24 protein-coding genes, 2 tRNA genes and 1 pseudogene are annotated in these 22,954 nt (G+C 40.9%); 14 read left to right on the top strand and 13 right to left on the bottom strand.

Annotated features, from left to right (window positions below; translation table 11 throughout):
- Positions 1–115 precede the first annotated feature (115 nt).
- The 3 genes from IJ00_RS19425 to IJ00_RS29185 all read left to right on the top strand — a co-directional run bounded on the left by IJ00_RS19425 (position 116) and on the right by IJ00_RS29185 (position 2,130).
- Complete coding sequence (locus tag IJ00_RS19425; RefSeq protein ID WP_035155735.1) at positions 116–1,078, top strand: M48 family metallopeptidase; 963 nt, start codon at positions 116–118, stop codon at positions 1,076–1,078.
- 303 nt (positions 1,079–1,381) lie between these two features.
- A complete protein-coding gene (locus IJ00_RS28465) occupies positions 1,382–1,861 on the top strand; it encodes a hypothetical protein (protein ID WP_035155734.1) in 480 nt (159 codons plus the stop codon).
- Between the two features lie 32 nt (positions 1,862–1,893).
- A complete protein-coding gene (locus IJ00_RS29185; protein WP_035155732.1) occupies positions 1,894–2,130 on the top strand; it encodes a hypothetical protein in 237 nt (78 codons plus the stop codon).
- Positions 2,131–2,833: 703 nt separating this feature from the next.
- Here the strand turns inward: IJ00_RS29185 and IJ00_RS19410 are convergent.
- Genes IJ00_RS19410 through ndhC form a run of 3 tightly spaced genes read right to left on the bottom strand, consistent with a single transcriptional unit; the run spans position 2,834 to position 4,450 of the window.
- Entirely contained in the window at positions 2,834–3,358 is a 525-nt protein-coding gene (locus tag IJ00_RS19410; protein ID WP_035155730.1) for an NAD(P)H-quinone oxidoreductase subunit J, read from the bottom strand.
- Positions 3,351–4,097 (bottom strand): NADH dehydrogenase subunit K, encoded by a 747-nt coding sequence (locus IJ00_RS19405; protein WP_035155728.1) that lies wholly within the window; start codon positions 4,095–4,097, stop codon positions 3,351–3,353. The genes IJ00_RS19410 and IJ00_RS19405 overlap by 8 nt, the downstream gene beginning before the upstream one ends.
- The gene (ndhC, locus tag IJ00_RS19400) at positions 4,088–4,450 is read right to left on the bottom strand and encodes a photosynthetic/respiratory NAD(P)H-quinone oxidoreductase subunit C (RefSeq protein WP_035155726.1); all 363 of its coding nucleotides are present in this window, start codon (positions 4,448–4,450) and stop codon (positions 4,088–4,090) included. Before ndhC ends, IJ00_RS19405 begins: the two co-directional genes overlap by 10 nt.
- Before the next feature lie 194 nt (positions 4,451–4,644).
- Here ndhC and IJ00_RS19395 point away from each other — a divergent pair, with 194 nt between their 5' ends.
- The 6 genes from IJ00_RS19395 to IJ00_RS19375 all read left to right on the top strand — a co-directional run bounded on the left by IJ00_RS19395 (position 4,645) and on the right by IJ00_RS19375 (position 7,051).
- Positions 4,645–5,007: a rubredoxin gene (locus IJ00_RS19395; protein ID WP_035155724.1), complete on the top strand. Its 363-nt coding sequence runs from the start codon at positions 4,645–4,647 to the stop codon at positions 5,005–5,007.
- A gap of 127 nt (positions 5,008–5,134) precedes the next feature.
- Positions 5,135–6,136: a photosynthesis system II assembly factor Ycf48 gene (locus IJ00_RS19390; protein WP_035155722.1), complete on the top strand. Its 1,002-nt coding sequence runs from the start codon at positions 5,135–5,137 to the stop codon at positions 6,134–6,136.
- 107 nt (positions 6,137–6,243) lie between these two features.
- Complete coding sequence (gene psbE / locus IJ00_RS19385) at positions 6,244–6,492, top strand: cytochrome b559 subunit alpha (protein ID WP_035155720.1); 249 nt, start codon at positions 6,244–6,246, stop codon at positions 6,490–6,492.
- Between the two features lie 9 nt (positions 6,493–6,501).
- Positions 6,502–6,639, top strand: coding sequence for a cytochrome b559 subunit beta (gene psbF, locus IJ00_RS19380; protein ID WP_035155719.1), 138 nt, complete (start codon positions 6,502–6,504; stop codon positions 6,637–6,639).
- 9 nt (positions 6,640–6,648) lie between these two features.
- Complete coding sequence (locus IJ00_RS27860) at positions 6,649–6,768, top strand: photosystem II reaction center protein L (protein WP_082127360.1); 120 nt, start codon at positions 6,649–6,651, stop codon at positions 6,766–6,768.
- A 163-nt stretch (positions 6,769–6,931) separates the two neighbouring features.
- On the top strand, positions 6,932–7,051 hold the full coding sequence (locus IJ00_RS19375; RefSeq protein WP_035155717.1) for a photosystem II reaction center protein J: 120 nt from the start codon (positions 6,932–6,934) through the stop codon (positions 7,049–7,051).
- A 265-nt stretch (positions 7,052–7,316) separates the two neighbouring features.
- On the opposite strand, the gene psaI is transcribed toward IJ00_RS19375, so the two are convergent.
- From psaI to IJ00_RS19355, 4 genes are all read right to left on the bottom strand, one after another.
- Positions 7,317–7,427, bottom strand: a complete 111-nt coding sequence (psaI, locus tag IJ00_RS19370; protein WP_046814868.1) for a photosystem I reaction center subunit VIII — start codon at positions 7,425–7,427, stop codon at positions 7,317–7,319.
- 223 nt (positions 7,428–7,650) lie between these two features.
- A complete protein-coding gene (locus tag IJ00_RS19365) occupies positions 7,651–8,520 on the bottom strand; it encodes a DUF5895 domain-containing protein (protein WP_035155715.1) in 870 nt (289 codons plus the stop codon).
- 278 nt (positions 8,521–8,798) lie between these two features.
- Positions 8,799–9,986 carry a glycosyltransferase family 4 protein gene (locus tag IJ00_RS19360; protein ID WP_035155713.1) on the bottom strand — a complete coding sequence of 396 codons (1,188 nt, stop codon included), beginning with the start codon at positions 9,984–9,986 and terminating at the stop codon, positions 8,799–8,801.
- Positions 9,987–10,586: 600 nt separating this feature from the next.
- Positions 10,587–11,192 carry a peroxiredoxin gene (locus tag IJ00_RS19355; protein ID WP_035155711.1) on the bottom strand — a complete coding sequence of 202 codons (606 nt, stop codon included), beginning with the start codon at positions 11,190–11,192 and terminating at the stop codon, positions 10,587–10,589.
- 232 nt (positions 11,193–11,424) lie between these two features.
- On the opposite strand from IJ00_RS19355, the gene IJ00_RS19350 reads away from it, so the two are divergent.
- Both IJ00_RS19350 and IJ00_RS19345 read left to right on the top strand, forming a co-directional pair.
- Positions 11,425–13,455, top strand: coding sequence for an amylo-alpha-1,6-glucosidase (locus IJ00_RS19350; protein ID WP_035155709.1), 2,031 nt, complete (start codon positions 11,425–11,427; stop codon positions 13,453–13,455).
- Positions 13,456–13,489: 34 nt separating this feature from the next.
- Positions 13,490–14,242 carry a DUF364 domain-containing protein gene (locus IJ00_RS19345; protein WP_035155708.1) on the top strand — a complete coding sequence of 251 codons (753 nt, stop codon included), beginning with the start codon at positions 13,490–13,492 and terminating at the stop codon, positions 14,240–14,242.
- 375 nt (positions 14,243–14,617) lie between these two features.
- Here the strand turns inward: IJ00_RS19345 and IJ00_RS19340 are convergent.
- From IJ00_RS19340 to IJ00_RS28460, 4 genes and pseudogenes are all read right to left on the bottom strand, one after another.
- Positions 14,618–14,693, bottom strand: a tRNA-Gly gene (locus IJ00_RS19340).
- 5 nt (positions 14,694–14,698) lie between these two features.
- Positions 14,699–14,773, bottom strand: a tRNA-Ser gene (locus IJ00_RS19335).
- Between the two features lie 212 nt (positions 14,774–14,985).
- Positions 14,986–15,564 carry a Uma2 family endonuclease gene (locus IJ00_RS19325; RefSeq protein WP_035155706.1) on the bottom strand — a complete coding sequence of 193 codons (579 nt, stop codon included), beginning with the start codon at positions 15,562–15,564 and terminating at the stop codon, positions 14,986–14,988.
- 123 nt (positions 15,565–15,687) lie between these two features.
- Positions 15,688–15,878 (bottom strand): annotated as a pseudogene (locus IJ00_RS28460) (His/Gly/Thr/Pro-type tRNA ligase C-terminal domain-containing protein); the annotation flags it as partial.
- A gap of 293 nt (positions 15,879–16,171) precedes the next feature.
- On the opposite strand from IJ00_RS28460, the gene IJ00_RS19320 reads away from it, so the two are divergent.
- Positions 16,172–17,053 carry a hypothetical protein gene (locus tag IJ00_RS19320; protein ID WP_035155703.1) on the top strand — a complete coding sequence of 294 codons (882 nt, stop codon included), beginning with the start codon at positions 16,172–16,174 and terminating at the stop codon, positions 17,051–17,053.
- 78 nt (positions 17,054–17,131) lie between these two features.
- Here IJ00_RS19320 and thrS read toward each other — a convergent pair whose 3' ends face one another.
- Entirely contained in the window at positions 17,132–18,976 is a 1,845-nt protein-coding gene (gene thrS / locus IJ00_RS19315; protein ID WP_035155701.1) for a threonine--tRNA ligase, read from the bottom strand.
- A 481-nt stretch (positions 18,977–19,457) separates the two neighbouring features.
- On the opposite strand from thrS, the gene IJ00_RS19310 reads away from it, so the two are divergent.
- The gene (locus tag IJ00_RS19310) at positions 19,458–19,793 is read left to right on the top strand and encodes a DUF2605 domain-containing protein (RefSeq protein WP_035155698.1); all 336 of its coding nucleotides are present in this window, start codon (positions 19,458–19,460) and stop codon (positions 19,791–19,793) included.
- 225 nt (positions 19,794–20,018) lie between these two features.
- Positions 20,019–20,345, top strand: a complete 327-nt coding sequence (locus IJ00_RS19305) for a DUF2973 domain-containing protein (RefSeq protein WP_035155696.1) — start codon at positions 20,019–20,021, stop codon at positions 20,343–20,345.
- 71 nt (positions 20,346–20,416) lie between these two features.
- Here the strand turns inward: IJ00_RS19305 and IJ00_RS19300 are convergent, their stop codons facing one another.
- The gene (locus IJ00_RS19300) at positions 20,417–22,666 is read right to left on the bottom strand and encodes an amylo-alpha-1,6-glucosidase (protein WP_035155694.1); all 2,250 of its coding nucleotides are present in this window, start codon (positions 22,664–22,666) and stop codon (positions 20,417–20,419) included.
- Between the last annotated feature and the right edge of the window lie 288 nt (positions 22,667–22,954).

Below are 22,954 nucleotides of genomic sequence, written 5' to 3'. Positions count from 1 at the left end.
TTTGTTATGGGTTATTTACCTTTACTAATTAGCACCAAGGCTAACTTGGGTATTTAACCACATAACCTAATATCCAATATCCAATAACGCCTAATACCTACCAGATAACAAAATTATGCCAACTTACCAAGGAATTTCCTCCGAAGCGTTTCGCCATCCCCTAGATCGGCAAGCAGAACAAGCCCTGCGTAGCTTACCAGGATTTGAACTAGTTGCTCGTAAATTTGTGGAATTTTTTGCTGAACGTCCGCAATTCGTCTATCTAATGGGCAACACCATCCAAGTTGGTCCGCGCCAATATTCCACCATTTACCAAATTTTCCGGGAATGTGTACGAGATTTAGATATTCATCCAGAACCTGCACTGTTTGTCGAGCAAAACCCCCAAGCAAATAGTTATGCTTTGGGGCAGGATCATCCATACATAGTCATTAACACAGGGGTTTTAGACCTATTGACAGAAGCCGAAATCCGGGCGGTGTTAGCCCATGAATTGGGGCATATAAAATGTGGTCATACTATTCTAATTCAAATGGCGATTTGGGCGATGGGGGCAGCCTCCGTGATTGGGGAGTTTACCTTTGGCATTGGGAATTTTGTCAGTAGTGCTTTGATGTATGCCTTTTTTGAGTGGCGACGCAAGGCTGAATTATCCGCCGATCGCGCTGCTCTGTTAGTTATGGACGACTTAAACCCTGTGATGTCATCAATGATGAAAATTTCTGGTGGCAGTGGTAGATATATGAACGAGTGCAGCTTAGAGGAGTTTGTCCGTCAGTCCGAAGCATATCAAGCCCTAGATGCCGATGGATTAAATCAGGTATATAAATTTCTCATGTATAACGGTGGACAGGGAATGATGTTAACCCATCCGTTTCCTGTGGAAAGAGTACGTTATTTAAAGGAATGGGCTGTTTCGAGCGAATATCAAGAAATTAAGCGTGGTAATTATGGGCGATCGCCTGCTTCTGGTGCAGTCAATGTGCAAGTCGAAGACAACGAAGCAGAAAACCTTCGACGACAAGTTGAAGAATTACAAAGAGAAATTAACCGGATGAGAAATTCTAGTTCTCAGTAAAACTAGTGAGAGGGGCGATCGGCGATCGCCCTTTTTTTCTCTGGAGTAAATATAAATACTAATTATTTAATTTTGCTAACCTCAAAAAAATGTTCACTTCTGAACAAAATTCCCTTCCACGGAAATTTTTAAAGTAATTAATTTAAGTAAGTAATAAGCCTTCAAACAACTTTACGTATTCTCTGCTAATTCAATTCAATTAATATTTTTATCCTGTACGTAAATGCCTGGAAGCTATTTATGTATAGATTTGTTATTTATTTTATAGATAGATAAGATTGGCACAAATATGTATAGCCAAAAATGGATAATATACAACCCATTGATATTAAATTTGAATCTCTTTTTGCACAAATTTCTCCGGAAGTATTAAAAACCTTTGATAATCAACAAATACAAGCCATTATCCAGGCTTTTAGCTCTGGTGGTCGGCTTCATCATCTGTTACAAGTCAAATTTCCTATACCAGGAATCCACTTTGACCTAGTCTTCGTGATTGGTATAGAAGATATTCCTCAAAAACGTTCCCGTGCCAAGGAAAAATTGAATCCTTTTTGGGCTTTGGGTAATATCCTTTTATTCATTGGCTTTTTAACTATCCTTTTGACTTCATACTTGGGTATATTCTCCTTTTTTGTTTCTGATAATAAGACCACACCAAATGCCAATTCTTCTTACTCGACATCCATACCCTGGATTTTTGACAAATCTGAATGTGAACATACAGGTAGAACTTGGCGAGGTCAAAAATGTTGGGATAGCGAACACAGTCCTAACTTCTAAAGCTCAGTCTCATAAAAAACAATACAAAATATATGCATAAAAAGCGTTACTCACAATCTCGCAAAGTTGACCCTTTTATCAAATTTTTTTTTGCCCGTATTCCTGGTCAAATAGCAACAACCTTTACTCAACAACAACTAATTGAACTGAAGCGTATATTCGGTAAAGGTCATCCCATAAGTATTCATATCCCCATTCCACTTGCACGAAAATACTTTTATTTGGAACTGATATCTGTACCAAAGAACAAAAACAACACTGATAGATGAGTTTTTTTACAACTAAGAAATCAAAATTTATCTCAAAAAATATTATCCAAAATTAATACAATTACTATTACTATCTTATGAAGTTATAACAATACTTATTAATTCACAATTTGCCTAATTTGTATCAATCTACAAGAATAATGATTTATATCACCAATCAAGTTAATCGTATTCGATACTAACGTTAATTTGATATCAATAAATAATATTAATTAGTAAATATTGATTTGGCTATAAGGGAACAAGAAAATAAGAATTTTAATGTTATAAAAACTAGACTACTAACATAAAATAACGTAAGTTCGACGGTTAGAGGCAGGGATTCAAAATGGCTGTCTAATAGCTCAATTTCTCTACAACAGGACTGTATTTCGAGTCCATTTTTAATGGACTTTGGATGTTATACCAATTCACAATTTGCAACTCGCAATTAAAAAACTTAGATGCAGCAAAGCTTTCAGGATTTACATCTGTATCAGATTTTTCGTGAAATGGTATTAGCTGGGGATTTATAATCCTCCTTGGGACAGTTTTTTATCGATTTATCGAAGTGTCCAAGCTCATCCAACTCACCTTAAAATCAATAGATTCACTCCAAGAGTGCTAATATCCGGAATCTCAAGCATCTACAACCCAAAGTAAAACCCTCTACCACTTGGCAGAGGGTTTCGATGCATTGGACGACAGCACTCAAAATTTAGTACTAATAAGCATCCTGCAATTCATAAAAATCAGGTGAAATATAATCCTTCCGCAAAGGATAACCCACCCAATCCTCAGGCATGAGAATTCGTTTCAAATTCGGGTGTCCTTCGTAGACAATACCGTACAAATCGAAGGTTTCCCGCTCTTGCCAATCAGCAGTTCGCCAAATCCAGTAAACCGAAGGTACTGAAGGATTCTCTCTAGGCAAAAATACTTTTACCCGTACTTCCTCGGCTTGGGTAACATTATCACCAATTTTAATCAGGTGATACATACTCACTAATTCTTGTCCTGGTCCCAAGTCAATCCCAGACTGACACTGAAGGCAGTTAAATCCATAGGCATAGAGTGCTGTACAGATAGGTAACAAGAAATCAGGTTCTACCTTAATAATTTCCACTCCGGTTATATCGGGTGCTAAGGATTCATGGGCAAAACCATTTTCTGATAACCATTGGGAAACTTTACCAGCTTCAACTATTGCAGTTTCTTCAACTGGTGCAGGGGTTGTTTCATCAGCCACGGTTGACTTCCTCCTTCTTCGCTGTCAGTAGTGCAGGAGGTATGGGCATACCCATAGCTTCCGTTAATTCCTTCGGTGGTGTGTAGCGCGTCTCAGACTGAAGATACTTACCAGTGAGAATATCATCTACTGGCTTCATGCTATGGGTTGTACTGTAGTAGCGATGAGTCTGTTTAATCAAACTCCGCTCTTGCATGGAATCGTTGGAAATCTTCTTCCTTAACTTAATAATTGCGTCAATAATTGCTTCAGGACGGGGAGGGCAACCAGGTAAATATACATCTACAGGAATTAATTTATCTACTCCACGTACAGCAGAAGGTGAATCAACGCTGAACATTCCACCGGTGATTGTACAAGCACCCATTGCAATCACATATTTGGGTTCTGGCATCTGCTCATAAAGACGTACTAACTGAGGAGCCATCTTCATGGTAATTGTGCCCGCAGTAATGATTAAATCAGCCTGCCTGGGACTAGAACGGGGAATAAGTCCAAAACGGTCAAAATCAAATCGAGAACCGATTAATGCCGCAAATTCAATGAAACAGCAAGCAGTTCCGAAGAGTAGGGGCCATAGACTCGAAAGTCGTGCCCAGTTGTAAAGGTCATCCACAGTGGTCAGAATTACGTTTTCTGACAACTCTTGGGTAATTGTGGGGCGCTCAATCGGGTTTAAAATCCGTTCTTTTTGCTGCGCCGCCAAATCTTTTGCTGTTAAATTGCCATCTAAGACCATTCCAATGCTCCTTTACGCCATGCGTAGACTAAGGCAACTACAAGAATTGCGATAAAAATCAACGCTTCAATAAAAGCCAATAGCCCTAGGCGGTGAAACGCTACAGCCCAGGGATAGAGAAAAACTGTCTCAACATCAAATACCACAAACACCAGCGCAAACATATAGTAACGGATGTTGAATTGAATCCAAGCACCGCCGATAGGTTCCATGCCAGATTCATAGGTTGTGCGCCGTTCTGGGTAGCGACCTGTGGGTCGTAGGAGCTTGGACGCTGCAAGAGCTAAGGCAGGCACTAGGCTACAGATGATAAGAAAGCCTAGAAGGTACTCGTAACCGCTAAGAACAAACACAATAAATATCTACCGTTTTGGGTGGAAATAACTTTGTTACCTTCTTTTACATTATATCTGTTTGGCATTTCTGAATTCTGGGAAACACAGGTATGGGCTATTTGATTCGTTGGGAGTTGTGATAGAAAAAGCTAACACTTATGTCATAATTTGTAACGTATATTTAATATTCGCCCGACTGCGGTACTCCAACCATGAGCGAAGACAGCGATAAAATTCCGGAAAACCCAGTTTTAGAAGAAGATCCAGCCTTAGACCGCTACGAATGTCGTGCCTGCGGTTATGTTTATGAGCCAGAGAAGGGTGATGATAAACACGATATTCCTGCGGGAACCGCGTTTACAGATTTACCGATAAATTGGCGTTGTCCCGTATGTACTGCCAAGAAAGTTGCTTTTGCCAATATTGGTCCTGGGGGTACAGCTTCAGGATTTAAGGAAAATCTTGGTTATGGTTTAGGTGTGAATACCTTAACGCCTGCCCAGAAGAATCTGTTAATTTTTGGTGCTTTAGGTTTGGGATTTCTGTTTTTTATGAGTCTTTATGGCTTGCAGTAAAATCTGAAGTTAATGAAATTTATTTTCATTTATCTGAAAAATAAACTTTCTGGTATTTTCGGAGAGTTAGAGTCTCTAGATAAGCTTTCTATAGGCAAATTCACAGCAAAATTAATAGATATTGGCGATGATTTGGACAAGAAAATTTGGGCAAAGAATATTTGCTTTGTTTGCAGTTGTTTTATTATGTTTTGGTTGTAGTAAAGTTACAGCAACTAGTCTCCATACTTGGGAAGTTATTTCTGTACCAAGTACAGAGAAGCTTTTAGATATCGCTTTTGTCAATAACTCCAATCATGGTTATTTGGTAGGTAGTAATACTACCCTTCTAGAAACTAATGATGGTGGAGATACTTGGCAGCCGATTAAGTTACAACTCGATGATGATAAGTATCGGTTTAACTCTGTGAGTTTTCAGGGGGATGAAGGTTGGATTGTAGGAGAACCTTCTTTACTGTTACATAGCCTTGATGCTGGCAAGTCTTGGTCACGAATTTCTTTGAGTGAAAAGCTGCCTGGAAATCCAATTAGTATTGTTGCTTTGGGTGGAAAGTCAGCCGAAATGTCAACGACTGTAGGTGCTATTTACAAAACGACCGATGGTGGACAGAATTGGAAGGCGCAGGTAGCTCAAGCTGTGGGTGTAGTGAGGAATATCCAGCGTTCTGAGGATGGAAAATATGTAGCAGTTTCCGCTAAGGGTAATTTTTATTCCACCTGGGAACCAGGACAAAATGCTTGGGTTCCTCATAACCGTAATAGTTCTCGAAGAGTTGAGAACATGGGTTTTACTCGTAGTGGACAGATGTGGATGTTGGCTCGTGGGGGTCAAATTCAGTTTACCGAGGGTGATGATCCTGAAAAGTGGGCAGAGGCTCAAATTCCCGAGAAAGCTTCAAGTTGGGGGCTACTGGATTTAGCGTATCGGACACCAGAAGAGATTTGGGTTGGTGGTGGTAGCGGTAATTTGCTACGCAGTACGGATGGTGGTCAGACTTGGGAAAAAGATAGTGATGCTCAACAAGTCCCTGGTAATTTATACAAAGTGACCTTTTTGTCACCAGAGAAGGGATTTATTATTGGCGATCGCGGTGTGTTGTTAAAATATCACCCCACCCCAGCAGCTTAACTACACTACTAAAAATTTATGAGAAAGAAGTTGCAACTTGTAACTCTTTCTAAACTTTGTAGGATAATAAACTCATTGACAATCTTTGTTAAAGGTAGGGAATCCAAATGTCAGGTACTACTGGAGAACGTCCGTTTTCGGACATTATCACTAGCATTCGTTACTGGGTAATCCATAGCATCACCATTCCAGCTTTGTTTATTGCTGGTTGGTTATTTGTCAGCACTGGCTTAGCATATGATGTTTTTGGCACACCCCGTCCCGACGAGTACTACACCCAAGAACGCCAAGAATTGCCTATCGTTAACAATCGTTACGAAGCAAAAAAACAAGTAGAACAATTTATTGGAAAGTAGTTTGACATCATGACTAGCGGCAATAACGTTAACCAACCAGTTACTTATCCTATTTTTACCGTTCGCTGGCTAGCGGTTCACACCCTAGGTGTACCCACTGTTTTCTTTTTGGGTGCGATCGCAGCGATGCAATTTATTCAACGTTAGGAGCAACCCATGGATAGAACCCCTAATCGTAATAGTCAACCAGTTGAACTCAACCGTACTTCCTTATACTTAGGATTATTGTTGGTGTTCGTTCTAGGTATTCTCTTTTCCAGCTACTTCTTCAACTAAACCAAGAGTGCTGGCATCATAGCAATTAAGGATTTGTAATTCAGGTTGGAAGATATTGGCATCCCAAAAATTTTCTATCCCTAGCTAAGTAATTACATCCTAAATTAGCTGTAATTTTTTCGCTAAAGTAAATGCTGATTTTGTGTTGAAGGAGGAGAAAAGCGTGTCTGGAAGTGGCAGAATTCCCTTATGGGTTGTAGCAACCGTTGCAGGTTTAGGTATTATTACCGTAGTTGGTATTTTCTTCTACGGCGCTTATGCAGGACTTGGCTCCTCCATGTAGTGCGAAAAGCAGATACAGCAAATTTGTACTCAATACTGCTGGTTAATAAAATCAGTACTTAAACAAACCGCCCATCTCATAAGAGATAGGCGGTATTTAATTATCATTGATAATCCCGTTTAGGTTGTAGCATATGACACTGAGAATTCACCCCCTTTGTCTCTGTAAGCTTGAGAGAGGTCAAGAGGGTGAAGACTTTGATTAGATGGACAGAAGATAACAAGTAATACTTTTTATTACCTGTTAGCCATTACCCATTAACGACTTAGGCAATATCATCACGTTCGATGTAGATGAATAAAAGTGCCATTGTGATTGCAGGGAAAACCCAACCAATGATGGGAACAAAGATTGAAGGTAAAAAGGATGCTGCCATATCAATAATTCCTGTTAAATTACACGACAATTCAAGATGAGCTTACTGCAAATTTTGTCTTCAAGTGGCAAATTCTCAAGATTTTTAACACTAGGGCTGCCAGAAATAGGAAAATACGCCAGTGAGGTAAGTTAAAGGTCGTAAATATTTGTAGTTGGATCCGGCGGGAGTCAAATAATTATTTCCCGCCTCTGTCAAGTGTTAACGATTCCCCCTTTAGCTCTTAATAGGGTGGATATCCAAAATCATCCTCATCCGGATAGATATAAGAATTAGATACCGCCGCTGCGGCAACTATCTTGCTTTCTACCTTAATGGCTTCCTTGCCGAACTCCTTATACTCCTCAAAGTTCTTAGCAATTAGTTCTGACTCTGGAGAATCGGAAGGAATCAAAAATTGTGTGAGTGTGGTCACTGTCGGATGCTTATAATCAACTGTAGAAGCCACTAGTACTGTATTGGGTTCAATACCTCGTTCTTCAGAGTCAATAATGGGGCAAAATATCCCATGGGCATGGAACAGGGGACCTTTGGGTGTTGGTGCTTGTTTGCGGTATGCGGCATATGCTCTTTCCAACTCCGCAACAAATCCACCCATAACTCTCCCTTGTTGATAGTCACAATAAGCCTTACTAAAACTTGCTCCTGCCACTCCACTGAGGGTTAATTGCAGGGGCAGTTCATGTAAAAATTTCTTATTTTCTCCAACTAGAAAGACTAAATAACGAGTAAAGGTTCTAAATTTCAGTTTATCCGCTAAAAAAGCATCGTAATTATCTCTCAGTGTACCTAACTTGACTCCCGTTTCCCTATCCTTGACAGATAATGGTCCACGACGGACGATCGCTATCTGAGGAGTAGTCGTCATATACACTGTTTCGAGGCTGGAGCTAAATTCATATTCCACCTGTTGCCAATTAGCATCGGGTTGGAAACCTACAGCATGAGCATTATCCAGCTTAATTGCTAATCCGTAGGGCAAAATACCATCATTGCCATACCGAGGATTAATCATCTGACACCAAGGAATGACTAGAGAAGGCGGTGCATTGAACTTTTCGTCTTCAAAGTCGAATTTTGCAGATGCTTTCATCGTTTTAGGCGTTTATCTATTGCAGTTCAGGTTGATTGCAGTACGAAGTCTGACAGAAGTGTTGCTTTTGGTTCACTTCAGGTGACAAATTTATCTGAGATGGGCTTGGCGCATTTTTATTTGGGTTTATGCATCATTGCCGATTAGAATCCAGACTTGATACATTTTTACCATTATTGGGAATACTTACGCGCATTTTGCAGCAGAATGTAACAAGACTTTGGGATGTTAATAGATTTGCAAAGGTGAAAATATTTTTTCATTTTTTGGCTATCTTTTCATCTATCATCTAAAACAGCTAAAAATTCTGCTTGCATTCTCTTCTGGAAAGCTGCAATCCCAAAATTGGCAATGACTTCTTCTCTTAACCATTCTCCCTGACAGCGTTTGTCTTCACCTTGGAGAATTTCTATACAACCAGCAGCCACAGCATCCACATCTCTATGGGGGACACGCCACCCTAATCTACCATTCTGCAAGGGGTCGGCGGAACCATCATTGTCTCCTGATAGTACGGGTATACCACAAGCCATGGCTTCTAAGTAAACAATGCCAAATCCTTCTTGAGAAGGCATGATATAAGCATCAGCCAGACGATAATGCTCTACTAGTTCTTCTGTGGGTACAAAACCGGCAAAAACCACGCGATCGCTCACCCCTAAATCCTGGGCAAGCTGTGCTAATCTTGGCTGATCATCCCCACGACCAATGACTAAATATTTGACATCAGGAAAGACTTGGCATATCTTCGGCAATGCTTGAATTGTAATATCTACGCCTTTATAGATATCACCCGACCATAGTCTGGCAACCGTCATTAATACCTGGGAATTTTGCAATCCATAGCGCGATCGCAAACTACTGGATTTTTCACCTGGTGTAAATTTGTCCGTATTTACAGCACAAGGTAGTATTTTAACTTTTTGCGGATCTAATTGATTTGCAGCACAGGCAACTTTTTGGGTGTAGTTACTTACAGTCCACAGATGTGTCGCTTTTTGTAAGCTTGTTCTTGTCTGTGGGTCTAATGGCTGCCATACTTCCTTTCCATGGGTCATGACAGTGTAGGGAATTCCCAACGGTTGGCATAACATACCAATCATGGGAGCTAGTTTCACATGACCACAGAATACATGTTGAGGTCTTTGACGCATCAAATGACTGAGCAAAGTAGTTGTCATTTTGACTCTCTCAATTTGTGGAGAGTGAGACTTAAAATAATGAAACTTCAGTAATTCTGATGCAAAGGGATTTTCACAACCTTGAGCATCTCGAAGTAAAAAAACTTCTCCTCGGAGTTTTTGATTCAGGTTTAGGTAAGAGCGAAAAACATCTTTGACGTAGGATTGAATTCCACCTTCCTTGGCAAAAACTTCCAGAAATACAAATAGGTGATTTGCTCTAGGAGCAAGAATTTTATTTAAATCTAGATAATTTTTAATATTTTTTTGGGAATAGTGCAGCATTTTTGTAAGTAAATTTTAAATATTGTATTTTGCTAATAGTTATCAAAAATTATTCTGATAATTAATTTTGACCGGGATACAAATTTAAATATTAGCAATTTTTTTATTTACACAAAATGCAATTACTACGGTTATTTTTGTTTTTTTTATACTTAGTACATAAGTAAAAATAGCTATAACATTGCAGACGAATGTGAAAATATGACTTTCAGAATGATTAAAATGCCTAGCATAATATCAACAAGACTCGTAGATTTGCAAAAGACATCAAACCCATAGACAACATCTTATACACAAAAGACATTAAGTATAAATATCGAGATGTTACACAAAGTTACTGATGGCTCCGATAAAGAGTGGTATTAATTCTTCCAAATAAAGCTACACATAGACGGCAGGGGGAAAATTATCCATAGTCAGAATTTAGAGAAATAGTATAACTTCAAATTACATAAAACCTAGAATCAGAAATACTCCGACTCTAGGTTTACATTTTTATCTAACTAATTTATTAGTACCAAAAGAAAATTCTTAATTACCTGATTACAGAGTTTTCAGAGTTTTCCTAGGGTCGTTTGTTTCTTCGATACTGACCTAATTCTAAACAGCAGCAAAGTAAACTTTGGATTTCACGGGGTCAGGATTCATGGTTTTATCACCTGGTTGCCAACCTGCGGGGCAAACTTCATCAGGGTGAGATTGAACGTGTTGAATCGCTTGTAATGTCCGTACTGTCTCATCAACGCTACGACCAAAAGCGAGGTTATTGATGGTAGCGTGTTGGATAATTCCGTCTTTGTCAATAATGAACAAACCACGCAAAGCTATGCCAGCTGCTGGGTCAAGAACATTATAAGCACTACTAATTTCTTTTTTGATATCAGAAACTAGAGGGTAGCTCAGATCACCTACACCACCAGACTTACGATCTGTTTGAATCCATGCCAAGTGAGAAAACTCACTATCCACTGACACGCCAAGAATTTCTGTGTTAAGTTTTTTAAATTCTTCGTAGCGATCGCTAAAGGCTGTAATTTCAGTGGGACAAACAAAGGTAAAGTCTAAAGGGTAGAAAAATAATACAACATACTTGCCGCGATAATCAGAAAGTTTAATTGTTTTAAATTCCTGATCTGCCACAGCAGTTGCTGTAAAATCGGGAGCTTGTTGACCAACGCGCAGGCATCCTTCTATTGCATTCGACATATACTAATTCTCCTTTGAACTTATATGCGTCTCGCTGCCCGCTTGCTTGTGGTGTTCAGGTTATAGCCATTGGCGATTTTGGATTGTGGATTGTGAAACGTTAAGTAGGGTTTCTATTTTCCATTTTTGCCATCATCTCTATTCAATGGCGTTATTTTCACCTGTCCACTGTTTGACAGCTTAATTACGAACTGTTACGAATATATCATACTCATAACGATTTTGAGTAGCAATGGTGGATTTAGATACGAGAGAATGGTTGTTAACCAACGGTTTAGGTAGCTTTGCAAGCGGTACAGTTACGGATATCCGTACTCGGACTTACCATGGCTGGTTCTTTGCTGCTGCAAGTCCCCCCTCTGGGAGGACTCTTTTGCTATCTCATTTAGAAGCAAGTTTAGAGTTAGCGGATAAAGTTATTGCTTTAGGAGCTAATTTTTGGTGTAGCGGTGAGATTGTTCCCCAGGGGTATAAGTATCTCCGTTCGTTTCAGATTCATCCAGTACCTAAATGGACATGGGGAGAAGAGGATTGGCAGTTAACAAGACAGCTTGTGATGCCGCACGGGGAAAACAGAAATTCCGCCTCTGGTGATAGTCAGAACTTTTCCCAGAGCTTGTTAATGCATTATCGTTACCAAGGTGATAGTGCTGCGGTTTTAAGATTGCGGTTACTGATTGGCGATCGCAGTTTACATAATCAACAGCAGCAAATGTCTGAGTTGCAATTTTCTCAGATACTAGGTAATCGAGAAGTAAGTTTGCAAGCCATTCACAAGGGGCATTTTGGTACACCTTGGCATTTATCCTGGACAGAAGGGGATTATCAACCGGATGCCTTTTGGTATTGGAATTATCAATTACCAGAAGAAACCAATCGAGGATTAGGCGATCGCGAAGATTTATACAGTCCCGGTTATCTGACGGTATACCTGGAACCGGGGGATACAGTCACCTTGGAAGCAAAAATTGGTTTTCCTGAAAAATCCCAAATTTCTCTAACTGATGACACCTTTAGCGAAGCAGTAGAAGCAGAGCAAGAACGTCTGGGAAAAATTTTCCCTGGGGGTAAAGTCGGCAATAATTTGCCATCTGCCAATGCTGACACCTATCAGCAACTTCTACAAGCCAGTGACCAATTTATTGTCCATCGTGCTGCTATTGATAGTCCGATAGTGATTGCTGGTTATCACTGGTTCAATAGTTGGGGAAGACATACCTTAATTGCCCTACCTGGTTTAGCTTTAAGTTCCCAGCGCTACGATTTAGCAAAAGCTTTATTACGAACCATCGGTGGTTATTCTCGTTATGGATTGATGCCAAATAGCTTCCCAGAATTAGGAAGTGAACCCACCTATAACAGCATAGATGCAGCTTTGTGGTGGATTGAAATTCTGGGACTATACCTAGAAGTCACTCAAGATTGGGCATTTTTAGCCGAACAGTATCCATTAGTTCAGCAAATATACAAAGCTTTTATGGGTGGGACACGCTTTAATATTCAAGTGGACTCAACCGATGGTTTAGTGGGTTGGTATGCGCGGGGTTTGGCTTTGACATGGATGGATGCGGTAGTAGATGGGCAACCTGTCACCCCTCGTCAGGGTAAAACAGTAGAAATTAACGCTCTGTGGTACTCCGCTTTGTGTTGGGCAAGTCGCTGGGCAGAAATTTTAATGGAAACAGGTGCGATAGATGAAACAAATCGATTAGCCAAGCAAGGACGGCGTTATATTCAGCAAGCAGAGCAGGTTAAAGCCTCCTTACAAAAGTTTTGGAATCCCCAATTAGGCTATTTATATGACACTATCGACCCAGAAGACCATCGTAATTCCCAAATTCGCCCCAATGCGGTTTTAGCTTTATCTTTGTCCCACTGTGCTTTTTCTGCATCTCAAGGACAAAAAATCCTGCAATTAGCAGCTTCCCGTCTGCTGACTCCCTATGGGTTACGCTCTCTCGACCCCGCCGATCCAGAGTATCTTGGTCAGTATGTGGGTAATTCTACAAGCCGCGATCGCGCCTATCATCAAGGTACAGTTTGGTGTTGGTTAATTGGACCATTTATTCGTGCTTGGCAGCGTTTTTATCCCACCGAACCCTTACCCTTTGATTGGCAACCTTTAATCCAACATTTTGCCGCAGATGCTTGTATTGGCTCAATTTCAGAGATATTCGACGGAGACGAACCCCATACCCCCAGGGGGGCGATCGCTCAAGCTTGGTCAGTTGCGGAAGTGATTCGCCATTGGGATAATAGATAAGATTGGAGGGACATAACGCTTCACGTCAACCACCATGAGAGTACACCCACGGGAAATATATCGTCTGCTGGGGTTGTCCAGTCAAAGAAATGCATTAGTTAAAGAAATTATCATCGGTTTAACTTGGACATTCTGCCAAGCAGAGGGAATTGGATTGTCCATGAGTCCTGGTATTCCAACCCGCACCTTACCTTGGTCAGGAACTCTAGTCAATACACCAATCTCAGATTTAGTACCTTGGTTACAATCCTGGGATAGCTATCAAGCAACCGTGGCAATGGCAGCAATTAATGCCGTAATTAATCCATCTTCACCGCTTTTGGCGCAGGCTGAACCTTTAACACCAAAATTATCGGGAAATCTTGCTGTCTTTGAGCATTTTCTCCCATTGATTCGTGGTCAAAGAGTAGTAGTGATTGGACGTTATCCCGGATTATCCCAGTATGAGGAAGGAATAGCATTAACAGTTCTTGAACGCCAACCCACGGCTGAGGATTTACCTGATACTGCTTGCGAATACCTGCTCCCCGAAAGTGATTGGGTGTTTCTCACTGCCACTTCCATAGTTAATAAAACCTTTCCCCGTTTAGTGGAATTGTCACAAAATGCCAAGTTAGTTTTGATGGGACCAACTGTTCCCTGGTTGCCAGATTTAGCAGAGATGGGAATCGATTATTTAGCAGGGGTAGGAGTCACCCATCCAGAGAAATTAAGACAGACAATTGCCGAGGGAGGAGGCACAAGAATTTTTGAGACAGGAGTGCAATACCGAGTTCTCAAGTTGTAGCGATCGCCATCAACCAATTATTTAGTAATTTATATAAAACCCTGCTAATGTAGGTTTTACAGTTTAGTTGCGGGCAGTTGCATTTCTCCCACTGGATTAAGAGAATGTATCATTGTTCCTCCCATACCCAAGGGTAAGTTCGGAACTTTTACCACTCTCAGATATATCGTTCTTTTTGCCCTGTCTAGCATATCCACAGACAAACTAGATGCAGCAAAGGAAGGACATACTCAAGCTGGGGAAGTCACAATTACACTGGCGACTTCACTGTCACTAGCAGATATCACGAGGTGTTATTCGCTAGTTACCTAAATTGCAGGGTTTTATTGTTTGTTTTTACCTGAAAAAGGTAGCATTTTTGACCCGGAAGGGTTGTGGTTAAAAGTACAGGATTTGAACCTGTTACAGATCGATTGGAAGTCGATTGCTCTACCAAATGAGCTAACTTTTGGGGGGTTGAAAGTGCGGGATTTGAACCTGCAATCTCCTGCTTTCTAAGCAAGCGCTCTTGCCATAATGAGCTAACTTTCTTGGGGCACAATGTTGGATTTGAACCTACGTCCTCAGATTAAGTCTGACGCTCTACCACTGAGCTAATTGCGCTGTGGAGTAGTCATTTTCAGTCGGTATACGCACAATCCAGAGGTTGGCGCACCAGCAGGGCATTGTGAACCCTGACCATAGACTAATTATGTAGCACTACCCAACTACTAAATGTAGCATAGGAAATTAAAAATGTAATCCTATGCCCAAATTTTTTGTAAATTCAGGACAAATCCTGGTAAAGTTTCCTCTCCCGAAATAGTTTCAGGTGATGTTAAGATTTCCACTGCTTGTCCTGAACGATAAATTTCAACTTCTTGTTTTTTTCGATTTATCAACCAACCTAATTGACAGCCATTTTGCATGTATTCATCCATTTTTTCTTGAACTTTTTTCAAAGTATCGGATGGTGACATAATTTCAATCACAAAATCAGGACAGAGGGGAATAAATTTCTCTCGTTGTTCTGGAGTTAAAGCTTGCCAACGAGATTTTTCCACCCAAGAAACATCTGGAGAACGGTCAGAACCTGAGGGTAAAGTAAAGCCTGTCGAGGAATCAAAAACTTCACCAAGCTGATTTTGTTCATTCCATGATGCTATTTGGAGGATTAAATTAACATTACTTCTCCCTGTTTCCCCTCCGGTCGGTGGCATAATAACTAATTCTCCCTGGGCATTACGTTCTAATTTTAAATCTGGGTTTGCAGCACACAAGTCATAGAACTGCTCTCGTGTGAGTTTAATTACAGAATTAAGGTTTAATGTTAGGGCTGTCATCGGAATATTCCCGTTTATGTTGGCTGATTTCTGCTCAAAATTGATATTTATTCTTTTCTCTCAAAACAAATCACACCATATTTCTATGATAAATATAGTGGGAAACTTGTGAATGTAAATTAACTAAGAATTTCTGTAGTTAGCGATCGCGCTCCTCATTTTTTCCACCACCTCATCGACGGCAATACTACCCAATTCCCCGGAAGCACGGAAATACTCAAGCTGTTGGTTTCCTCTTCCTTCGCTCCTACAACTGCCATCACAGGGACTTTCTCTTTTTCGGCATTCCGGATAAGTGTACCCAGGCGATCGCCAATAAAAAATGAATTAGAAAGTGATATCGAAGCAAGGGGATTTAGGGAGATCGCATTCAGGAGGCGGAAAAATTCTTTATAACCCTTGGGATTACAAGGGAACTTTCCATATAATCCTCTTGTAAGGGATAACTACATACCCAAATATGAACATAAAAAAGAAGTTTTCCATATAACATGGAGATGCTTGATATATAGATATTTAGAACAACATTATACGGAAGTTTCGGTATAATCAATAGTTAGACTACTAGACTTGCGTTGGTAGCCAGCAATATTAAATATAATGAATAATGAAAAGAAATATTACAAGAATTATCACTTGCTTACTAATTGTTTTCTCTTTGTCTACAAGCTTTGCTTATGGACAAAATACCTTGTCTTCTTCAAAGCAAACAATTAAAGCTGGTGGTATCGAACTGCCTTCATTTTCTATATTTGGCTTGTCTTCATCTACAGTGCCGAGGGAATTTGACAAACCATTGACCAAAGCGGAACTAGACCAATTTCTCATCGTAATGCATGAGTATGAAGCCAAGAATCAAAGCAGCAACAAATTTAAACCTTATTTTATTATTCCGACTATATTTTATAAGTGCCGGAATCTTTTTTCCAAAGATTCTTGGACTGTTGAAGAAATAGAACAAGGGCAACAGGTAAGCATTTTTCTCGCTAAACTTACGCGGAGACCAGATCTGATTATTGAGAGTTCAGATCGAGAAGCATTCAGGAAAGGACTTATTAAATTGAGGGACTGGTTCGCCTCTATGTGCCAAGATAATAAAACTTTAGCATCAATGATATTTACGTTGGATGACGGGCCATTCTTCGGAAGTGATATTGATAAGAGCGAATATTCCAAAATGAGACTTGTTGACTCAGTATCAATTCCGAAAAAGCAGTCCAGTTTCGTGCTATTGACAGATGGAAGCAAGCCTGAGCCAATGGTGATAGGAATGCTAAATAAGGATAAGTCCGTAAAGTGGCTCAAAAGGTTTAGCAATGCCCCGAACGGAAGAATAACTAAAGCAGAATTACAGAAGCCAGCGATATACGAAGTCGAAGGCTACGGCTACACAGTCGCATTGATGACAGACGGGACATCTGGTAGGGAGAGTAGTCGCGTCTACTTAGATGAGTCGCTTAACTTGCGTTTCTATTATGTGTCTTGGTGAACATGCGCTCTAATATTTCGGGTAAGCGAATAAATCTAATGTTGGGTTTCGCTTCGCTCCACCCAACCTACTAAATATTTAGAAATTATTGAAAGTAGCGATCGCGGTTTTCATTTTTTCCACCACCTCATCGACGGCAATAGTACCCAATTCCCCGGAAGCACGGGTACGAATACTCAAGCTGTTGGTTTCCACTTCCTTCGCTCCTACGACTGCCATCACAGGGACTTTCTCTTTTTCAGCATTCCGGATAAGTTTACCCAGGCGATCGCCACTGGTATCTACCTCTGCACGAATCCCTTGCATCTGCATTTTTAAAGCAACTTCCTTGGCAAAATCTAACTGAGTATCACTCACAGGTAATAATCTTGCCTGTACAGGTGCTAACCACAGGGGAAAATCTCCGGCATATTCTTCGATTAAAATCCCAATTAACCGTTCCAAGGAACCAAAGGGAGCGCGGTGCAACATGACTGGACGTTTGCGAGAACCATCCTCTGCTACATATTCCAAGTCAAATCGCTCTGGCAAGTTATAGTCTACCTGCACAGTTCCCAATTGCCATTCCCGTTCCAAAGCATCCTGAAAGATAAAATCGAGCTTGGGACCATAAAAAGCTGCTTCTCCAATTCCCTCAAAATGTTCCATACCCAATTGTTCCACAGCACGGCGAATGGCACCTTGGGCTTTTTCCCAAGCGTCATCGGAACCGATGTATTTATCACTACCAGGGTCACGGAAACTCAATCGAGCTTTAAAATTCTTCAGTTGCAGACTCCGAAACACCGACAGAATCAAGTCTACAACGCTGAGGAACTCACTATCTAGCTGTTCTGGGGTGACAAATAGGTGGGAATCATCAACAGTAAAGCCTCTTACCCTGGTTAAACCACCCAATTCTCCCGATTGCTCGTAGCGGTAGACTGTACCAAATTCTGCTAGACGCATCGGTAATTCCCGATAGGAGCGTAATTCACTCTTGTAGATTTGGATGTGGAAAGGACAGTTCATCGGTTTCATCACAAAACCAATTTCGTTTGCTTTGGCTTCCTCATCGTCTGCCATCAGAGGAAACATATCCTCTTTATACTTCTGCCAATGTCCCGATGTTTTGAATAGGTCAACCCTGGCAATATGGGGAGTTACAACGGGTAAATATCCGCGCTTCAACTGCTCCTGCTTGAGGAAGTCTTCTAGAATACTCCGTAACAGAGTTCCCTTGGGTGTCCACAAAGGTAAACCAGGTCCGACTAAATCGGAGAAGATAAATAATCCTAACTCCTTACCAAGTTTGCGATGGTCACGACGCAGTGCTTCTTCCTTACGTCGCTTATACTCTGCTAGCTGTTCTGGGGTTTCCCAAGCTGTTCCATAGATACGTTGCAGTTGAGCTTTGGTTTCATCACCTCGCCAATAGGCTCCAGCAACACTTTCTAAGTCTATCGCCTTGGGGTTTAAATCTCCTGTATTTTCAACGTGGGGACCAGCACACAAATCCCACCATTGATCACCCAAATGATAGATAGTGATGGGTTCTTCTTTGATGTCTGCCAGGATTTCTAATTTGTATGGTTCTTGGATGGCTTTAATTCGACGTTCTGCTTCTTCTCGACTCACTTCTTCTCGAGTTACTGGCAGTTTACGATTGATAATCTTTACCATCTCTTTCTGGATGGCTTTTAAATCTTTGTCGGTAAAAGCTTCTGGGCTATCAAAATCATAATAGAAGCCGTTTTCAATCCAAGGACCGATAGTCACTTGCGCTTTGGGAAACAGCTTTTGTACTGCCATTGCCATTACATGGGATGTTGTATGACGAATCTTTTTCAGGTTTTCAGACTCGCTGGTTTTCGGTAATGAGATTTTTTCTGGTTGTTCAGAGTTATTCAAAGATTCTGAAGGCGACATTGGCTGTTTAACCATGAGCGATGATGAACGTTGACTGAAATTTGCCTAACTGGATCTATATTATTGGCTATTTCTAACCATCTGGATGAAGGGATTTGGCGAATTGCCACTCACATTGAACCTAGAGTTAGGGGATAGGGGATGTTTCCCGTGGGGTAGGGGACTTGTCTATCCTGTTCCAAGATAAGAATTTATATATACAGTGGAGCGGAAATTAAAATTTTTGTTTTTTGTATCATTAGTGGAACAAATATTCTATTGTGGCGATCGCCCCTTCTCCTTGTCCCTAGAATTTAGCTACCACCTCGCTGAAATCTCCACTCCGAGGCATATACAAACTTTCTCATAAATTCATATAATATTCATAGTGTATTCTGCAATACAGATATCTTCGGATTATTTTCCCTATCTATTCGATGTTTGTATCTGTAAAGAATGTAAATTTTTGTAAATAGCGTTAATATTAGTAAGAAACTTAGAAATATGCTAATGGTTTATGCGAGACTCCAATCTGCCAGAGCCGGAATTACTCAAAACAGTGTTACAACCACTGCTGGATGATTTTCAGTATTGGTTTGGGCGATCGCGCAACTTGCTAGAAACAGAGACTATTCCGTTTCTAAGTCCAGAAGAGCAATCAGCTTTTTTGACAAGAATCAAGCAAGCACAGCAGGAAGTGAACACAGCCAAGATGTTGTTTGCTGCAACCGACGGTCAGGTAGGGATTGAAATGGCAACTCTTATGCCTTGGCATCATTTGCTAAATGAGTGTTGGAAAGTCGCAATGCATTTTCGTATGGGGAAAACTCAACCACAGTCAGAAGAAACGTAAATGAAATCTTCCAGGAATAGAAAATTTCAGGCGATCGCCATGTTTGAGATAAATATTTAGCCATTCAGACAAAACCATCATCGGATGGATGAGATTTTAACTGTGTTTGGGGAGTTGTACGCTATCGGTTTGTCACATTTCTAATTAAACTTAGACATATTTATACAAACGAAGCACATCATTAGAAAAAGTTTTTAAACCCTGCTGTCTTTGGAGGAAAACCCGATGTTACACTTGCTTTACATTCTGGCTTTTACTATCCTTGCGGTTGTTGCTGTTGCCAACCTGATTCGTAATCTCATCTGGTTTAGCTTTGGCAGGGAAAATAACTATGCTGCCAATTCATCATCTATGGCAAATCAAGGTGGATTCCCTTACGCTTCGAGAAAACAATACGTTCCCCATCCGGAATTGTTAGATGATGCCGGTAACATTATCAAGGAGCCTTTGTTAGTTATGCGTTCTATAAATGTTGATGATGCTCGTCAGCAGTTGGATGCTCTCTATGAAGCTTCCCCAGCACGAAAAAGCGAAACATCAGAAGAAAGTTAATAAAATTTAATGTTTATGATTTGGGGCTGAAGATGATATGTAAATCTCCAGTCCCAAATTTGTTTAAAGTATTAGGCTTCAATTACAACGCGAAGATTACCGCGTTTTTTTGCGACTCGGCAAGCAGTAGTAGTACCGGAACGCTCAAATTCTAAATCCAAAATTGTCGGACCAACTTTGAGATTATGTAAAGATAGACGGTTGATAGATTCAGGTAAAGATGGATCGATAATCCGCAAACAATTGTTGGGCGCATCGGGTACAAGATTTACCACCATCTGTAGCATTTGGAAAATACTGCCAGTTGCCCAAGCTTGGGGTGTACAAGCTACGGGATATTGTACAGGCGTACTATCGGCGATCCGTTCATAACCACAGAATAACTCTGGAGGACGTTGATAGGGTTGTTGATTCGTCATATCAAACAAACCTTGGAAGACTTCTAGAGCTTGATCGACTAAACCTAGCGATCGCAATCCAATGACAGTCAGGGCGTTATCATGGGGCCACACGGAGCCGATATGATAGCCCATAGGATTGTAGGCAGGAGACAAGCTGCTGAGGGTGCGAATTCCCCAACCATTAAACATATCCGGTGCGCGTAGTCTTTCTGCCACACTATAGGCTTTTTCCGGGGTGAAGATGCCTAAATGTAAGCAGTGACCAGGGTTAGAAGTGATACTATCAACTGGTTTGCCATCTCCATCTAAAGCCAAAGCGCAGAAATCCTGGTCTTCCATCCAAAAATCGCGATTAAAGCGTAATTTCAGGTTTCTAGCTTCCTCTGTCCAACGGTCAGATAAATCTAGGCGTTTCTTCATCTTGGCAATTTCTGCCAGCCGCATTTTTGCTGCGTAGACATATGCTTGCACCTCACAGAGGGCGATCGCGCCGTTGGCTAATTCTCCTTTGCGATTAACAATACAGTCACCAGAATCTTTCCAACCTTGATTGACTAAACCTCGTTTGGATTTGCGAGCATAACTGAGATAACCAGTTTCTTTGATATTGCGGTCAATCCATTCCATCGCTGCTAGAGCATTTGACCACAGTTGTTCCAAAATTTCCGTGTCGTGAGTCCAGGCAAAGTACTCCGCATACAACATCAGCCATAGAGGCGTTGCATCAATGGTTCCATAATAGGGAGTATGGGGAATTTCTTGACACCTTGCCATTTCTCCTAGACGCAATTCATGGAGAATTTTTCCTGGTTGTTCATCTCGCCATTCGTCCTCCTGTTTCCCCTGAAATTGTGCTAGCAGAATAAGAGTTTCCTTGGCAATTTCTGGGTTCAACATCAAGGTTTGGGATGCGGTGATAATCGAATCTCGACCAAATAAGGTAGAAAACCAAGGTACACCGGCAGATACTGTTTTATGCTTACCGAAGGACTGACGCAACAGATACATATCCTGTTCAGCGCGTTCGATAATCCGGTTAAAAGTACCCTTGTCTGAACGGATTTGGGTGATTTGCTGTACCCACTGCTGCTCTTCCATCATTTCCGCAGCTTTTGCCTGTGACAAGGTAATGGCAGAATTAATGGCAGAACTGGGTTTGCCATTCGTCAGCATATTCAAGCGATAACCAAATTTTTGCGTTTCATGGGAAGCTAATTCCACTTGCCAAATAGCTGTATAACCCTTGAAATAGTCAGGTAATCGGTGTTGGAATTGGATCCGTGCTTCCATAACTAAACCATCTAACCCTTGATATGCCATGGTGAGCATTTCCATATTTGAGGGTAAATTGAGGGTTTCTTGGTCGCTATCTCCTTCCTGTTTTGCTTCTACCAATCGCAAGAGTTTACCGCGCTTGTCCCTGCCAAAACCTCGAACTTCAAATAAATCGACAAAATCTGCATCAAAACTCAGACTTAACTCAAAGCTCACAGTGGTGGTGCTGTAGTTAGAGATTTCTAACTCCTCAAACAAAGCACCATTCAGAACCAATTCCCTTTTTATCCCGATGGTATCAGCTTTCAGACGCTCGTCGATTCTGGGATTCGTACATAACACAGACAGGGAAAAACCTTTATCCGCAGTGCTACTGAGCAAAATCGGCGATCGCCCATCTATTTGTAACTCTAAACGACTTAAAAATCGGGTATCGCAGCAAAATAAACCCATGCTGGGATTCCCTTCATTCAACATACAGCCAGAAATATTCCCTAGGGTATCTGTCACCAAGAATAAATCATCATCTTTGACCGTCAGGGTTGGTTGTGGTCTTTCACTGATTACACAGGGCCACTCAGGGATAGGTATTTGCTCTGCGGGGACAAAAGTTTTGCCGTCTAAGAAAATCTTTTCCGGTGTCATGAGACAAAATTCCCAATATATCTACATTTCCTGGTCACATTTGCGTCCTGATAAATCATACCAATTTGAAAAAAGATAGTGGGGTTAGCCAAATAATGACTCTGTTAATCCAGGCTTGGAGAAATATTAAGAACGATTGCATCGCCTCCATTCTATACTTTTCCCTGGACAGGGCTATTTGAGAACCACAACCCAAACAGCATAAGAATTTCAGCGATCGCCTTGCCTAGAAGTACAGCACCTGAAATATTCTCTCCTGGGTTACAGTCTTTGATTTTATGTTGCTTT

Origin of the sequence: Calothrix sp. 336/3 (assembly GCF_000734895.2) — a bacterium.
Classification (GTDB): Bacteria; Cyanobacteriota; Cyanobacteriia; order Cyanobacteriales; family Nostocaceae; genus 336-3.
The sequence above is the reverse complement of the archived record's forward strand: the minus strand, read 5'-3'. Positions and strand labels throughout refer to the sequence as shown.

What these genes read in the sequence shown, in the direction of transcription:
- IJ00_RS27860 (WP_082127360.1), top strand. Translation starts at nt 6,649, where the DNA reads ATGGATAGAACCCCTAATCGTAATAGTCAACCAGTTGAACTCAACCGT.
- IJ00_RS28465 (WP_035155734.1), top strand. Translation starts at nt 1,382, where the DNA reads ATGGATAATATACAACCCATTGATATTAAATTTGAATCTCTTTTTGCA.
- IJ00_RS19350 (WP_035155709.1), top strand. Translation starts at nt 11,425, where the DNA reads ATGGTGGATTTAGATACGAGAGAATGGTTGTTAACCAACGGTTTAGGT.
- psbE (WP_035155720.1), top strand. Translation starts at nt 6,244, where the DNA reads ATGTCAGGTACTACTGGAGAACGTCCGTTTTCGGACATTATCACTAGC.
- IJ00_RS19310 (WP_035155698.1), top strand. Translation starts at nt 19,458, where the DNA reads ATGCGAGACTCCAATCTGCCAGAGCCGGAATTACTCAAAACAGTGTTA.
- IJ00_RS19395 (WP_035155724.1), top strand. Translation starts at nt 4,645, where the DNA reads ATGAGCGAAGACAGCGATAAAATTCCGGAAAACCCAGTTTTAGAAGAA.
- IJ00_RS19305 (WP_035155696.1), top strand. Translation starts at nt 20,019, where the DNA reads ATGTTACACTTGCTTTACATTCTGGCTTTTACTATCCTTGCGGTTGTT.
- IJ00_RS19345 (WP_035155708.1), top strand. Translation starts at nt 13,490, where the DNA reads ATGAGAGTACACCCACGGGAAATATATCGTCTGCTGGGGTTGTCCAGT.
- thrS (WP_035155701.1), bottom strand. Translation starts at nt 18,976, where the DNA reads ATGGTTAAACAGCCAATGTCGCCTTCAGAATCTTTGAATAACTCTGAA.
- IJ00_RS19325 (WP_035155706.1), bottom strand. Translation starts at nt 15,564, where the DNA reads ATGACAGCCCTAACATTAAACCTTAATTCTGTAATTAAACTCACACGA.
- IJ00_RS19360 (WP_035155713.1), bottom strand. Translation starts at nt 9,986, where the DNA reads ATGCTGCACTATTCCCAAAAAAATATTAAAAATTATCTAGATTTAAAT.
- IJ00_RS19320 (WP_035155703.1), top strand. Translation starts at nt 16,172, where the DNA reads ATGAAAAGAAATATTACAAGAATTATCACTTGCTTACTAATTGTTTTC.
- IJ00_RS19365 (WP_035155715.1), bottom strand. Translation starts at nt 8,520, where the DNA reads ATGAAAGCATCTGCAAAATTCGACTTTGAAGACGAAAAGTTCAATGCA.
- IJ00_RS29185 (WP_035155732.1), top strand. Translation starts at nt 1,894, where the DNA reads ATGCATAAAAAGCGTTACTCACAATCTCGCAAAGTTGACCCTTTTATC.
- IJ00_RS19355 (WP_035155711.1), bottom strand. Translation starts at nt 11,192, where the DNA reads ATGTCGAATGCAATAGAAGGATGCCTGCGCGTTGGTCAACAAGCTCCC.
- IJ00_RS19390 (WP_035155722.1), top strand. Translation starts at nt 5,135, where the DNA reads ATGATTTGGACAAGAAAATTTGGGCAAAGAATATTTGCTTTGTTTGCA.
- IJ00_RS19300 (WP_035155694.1), bottom strand. Translation starts at nt 22,666, where the DNA reads ATGACACCGGAAAAGATTTTCTTAGACGGCAAAACTTTTGTCCCCGCA.
- psbF (WP_035155719.1), top strand. Translation starts at nt 6,502, where the DNA reads ATGACTAGCGGCAATAACGTTAACCAACCAGTTACTTATCCTATTTTT.
- psaI (WP_046814868.1), bottom strand. Translation starts at nt 7,427, where the DNA reads ATGGCAGCATCCTTTTTACCTTCAATCTTTGTTCCCATCATTGGTTGG.
- IJ00_RS19405 (WP_035155728.1), bottom strand. Translation starts at nt 4,097, where the DNA reads ATGGTCTTAGATGGCAATTTAACAGCAAAAGATTTGGCGGCGCAGCAA.
- IJ00_RS19425 (WP_035155735.1), top strand. Translation starts at nt 116, where the DNA reads ATGCCAACTTACCAAGGAATTTCCTCCGAAGCGTTTCGCCATCCCCTA.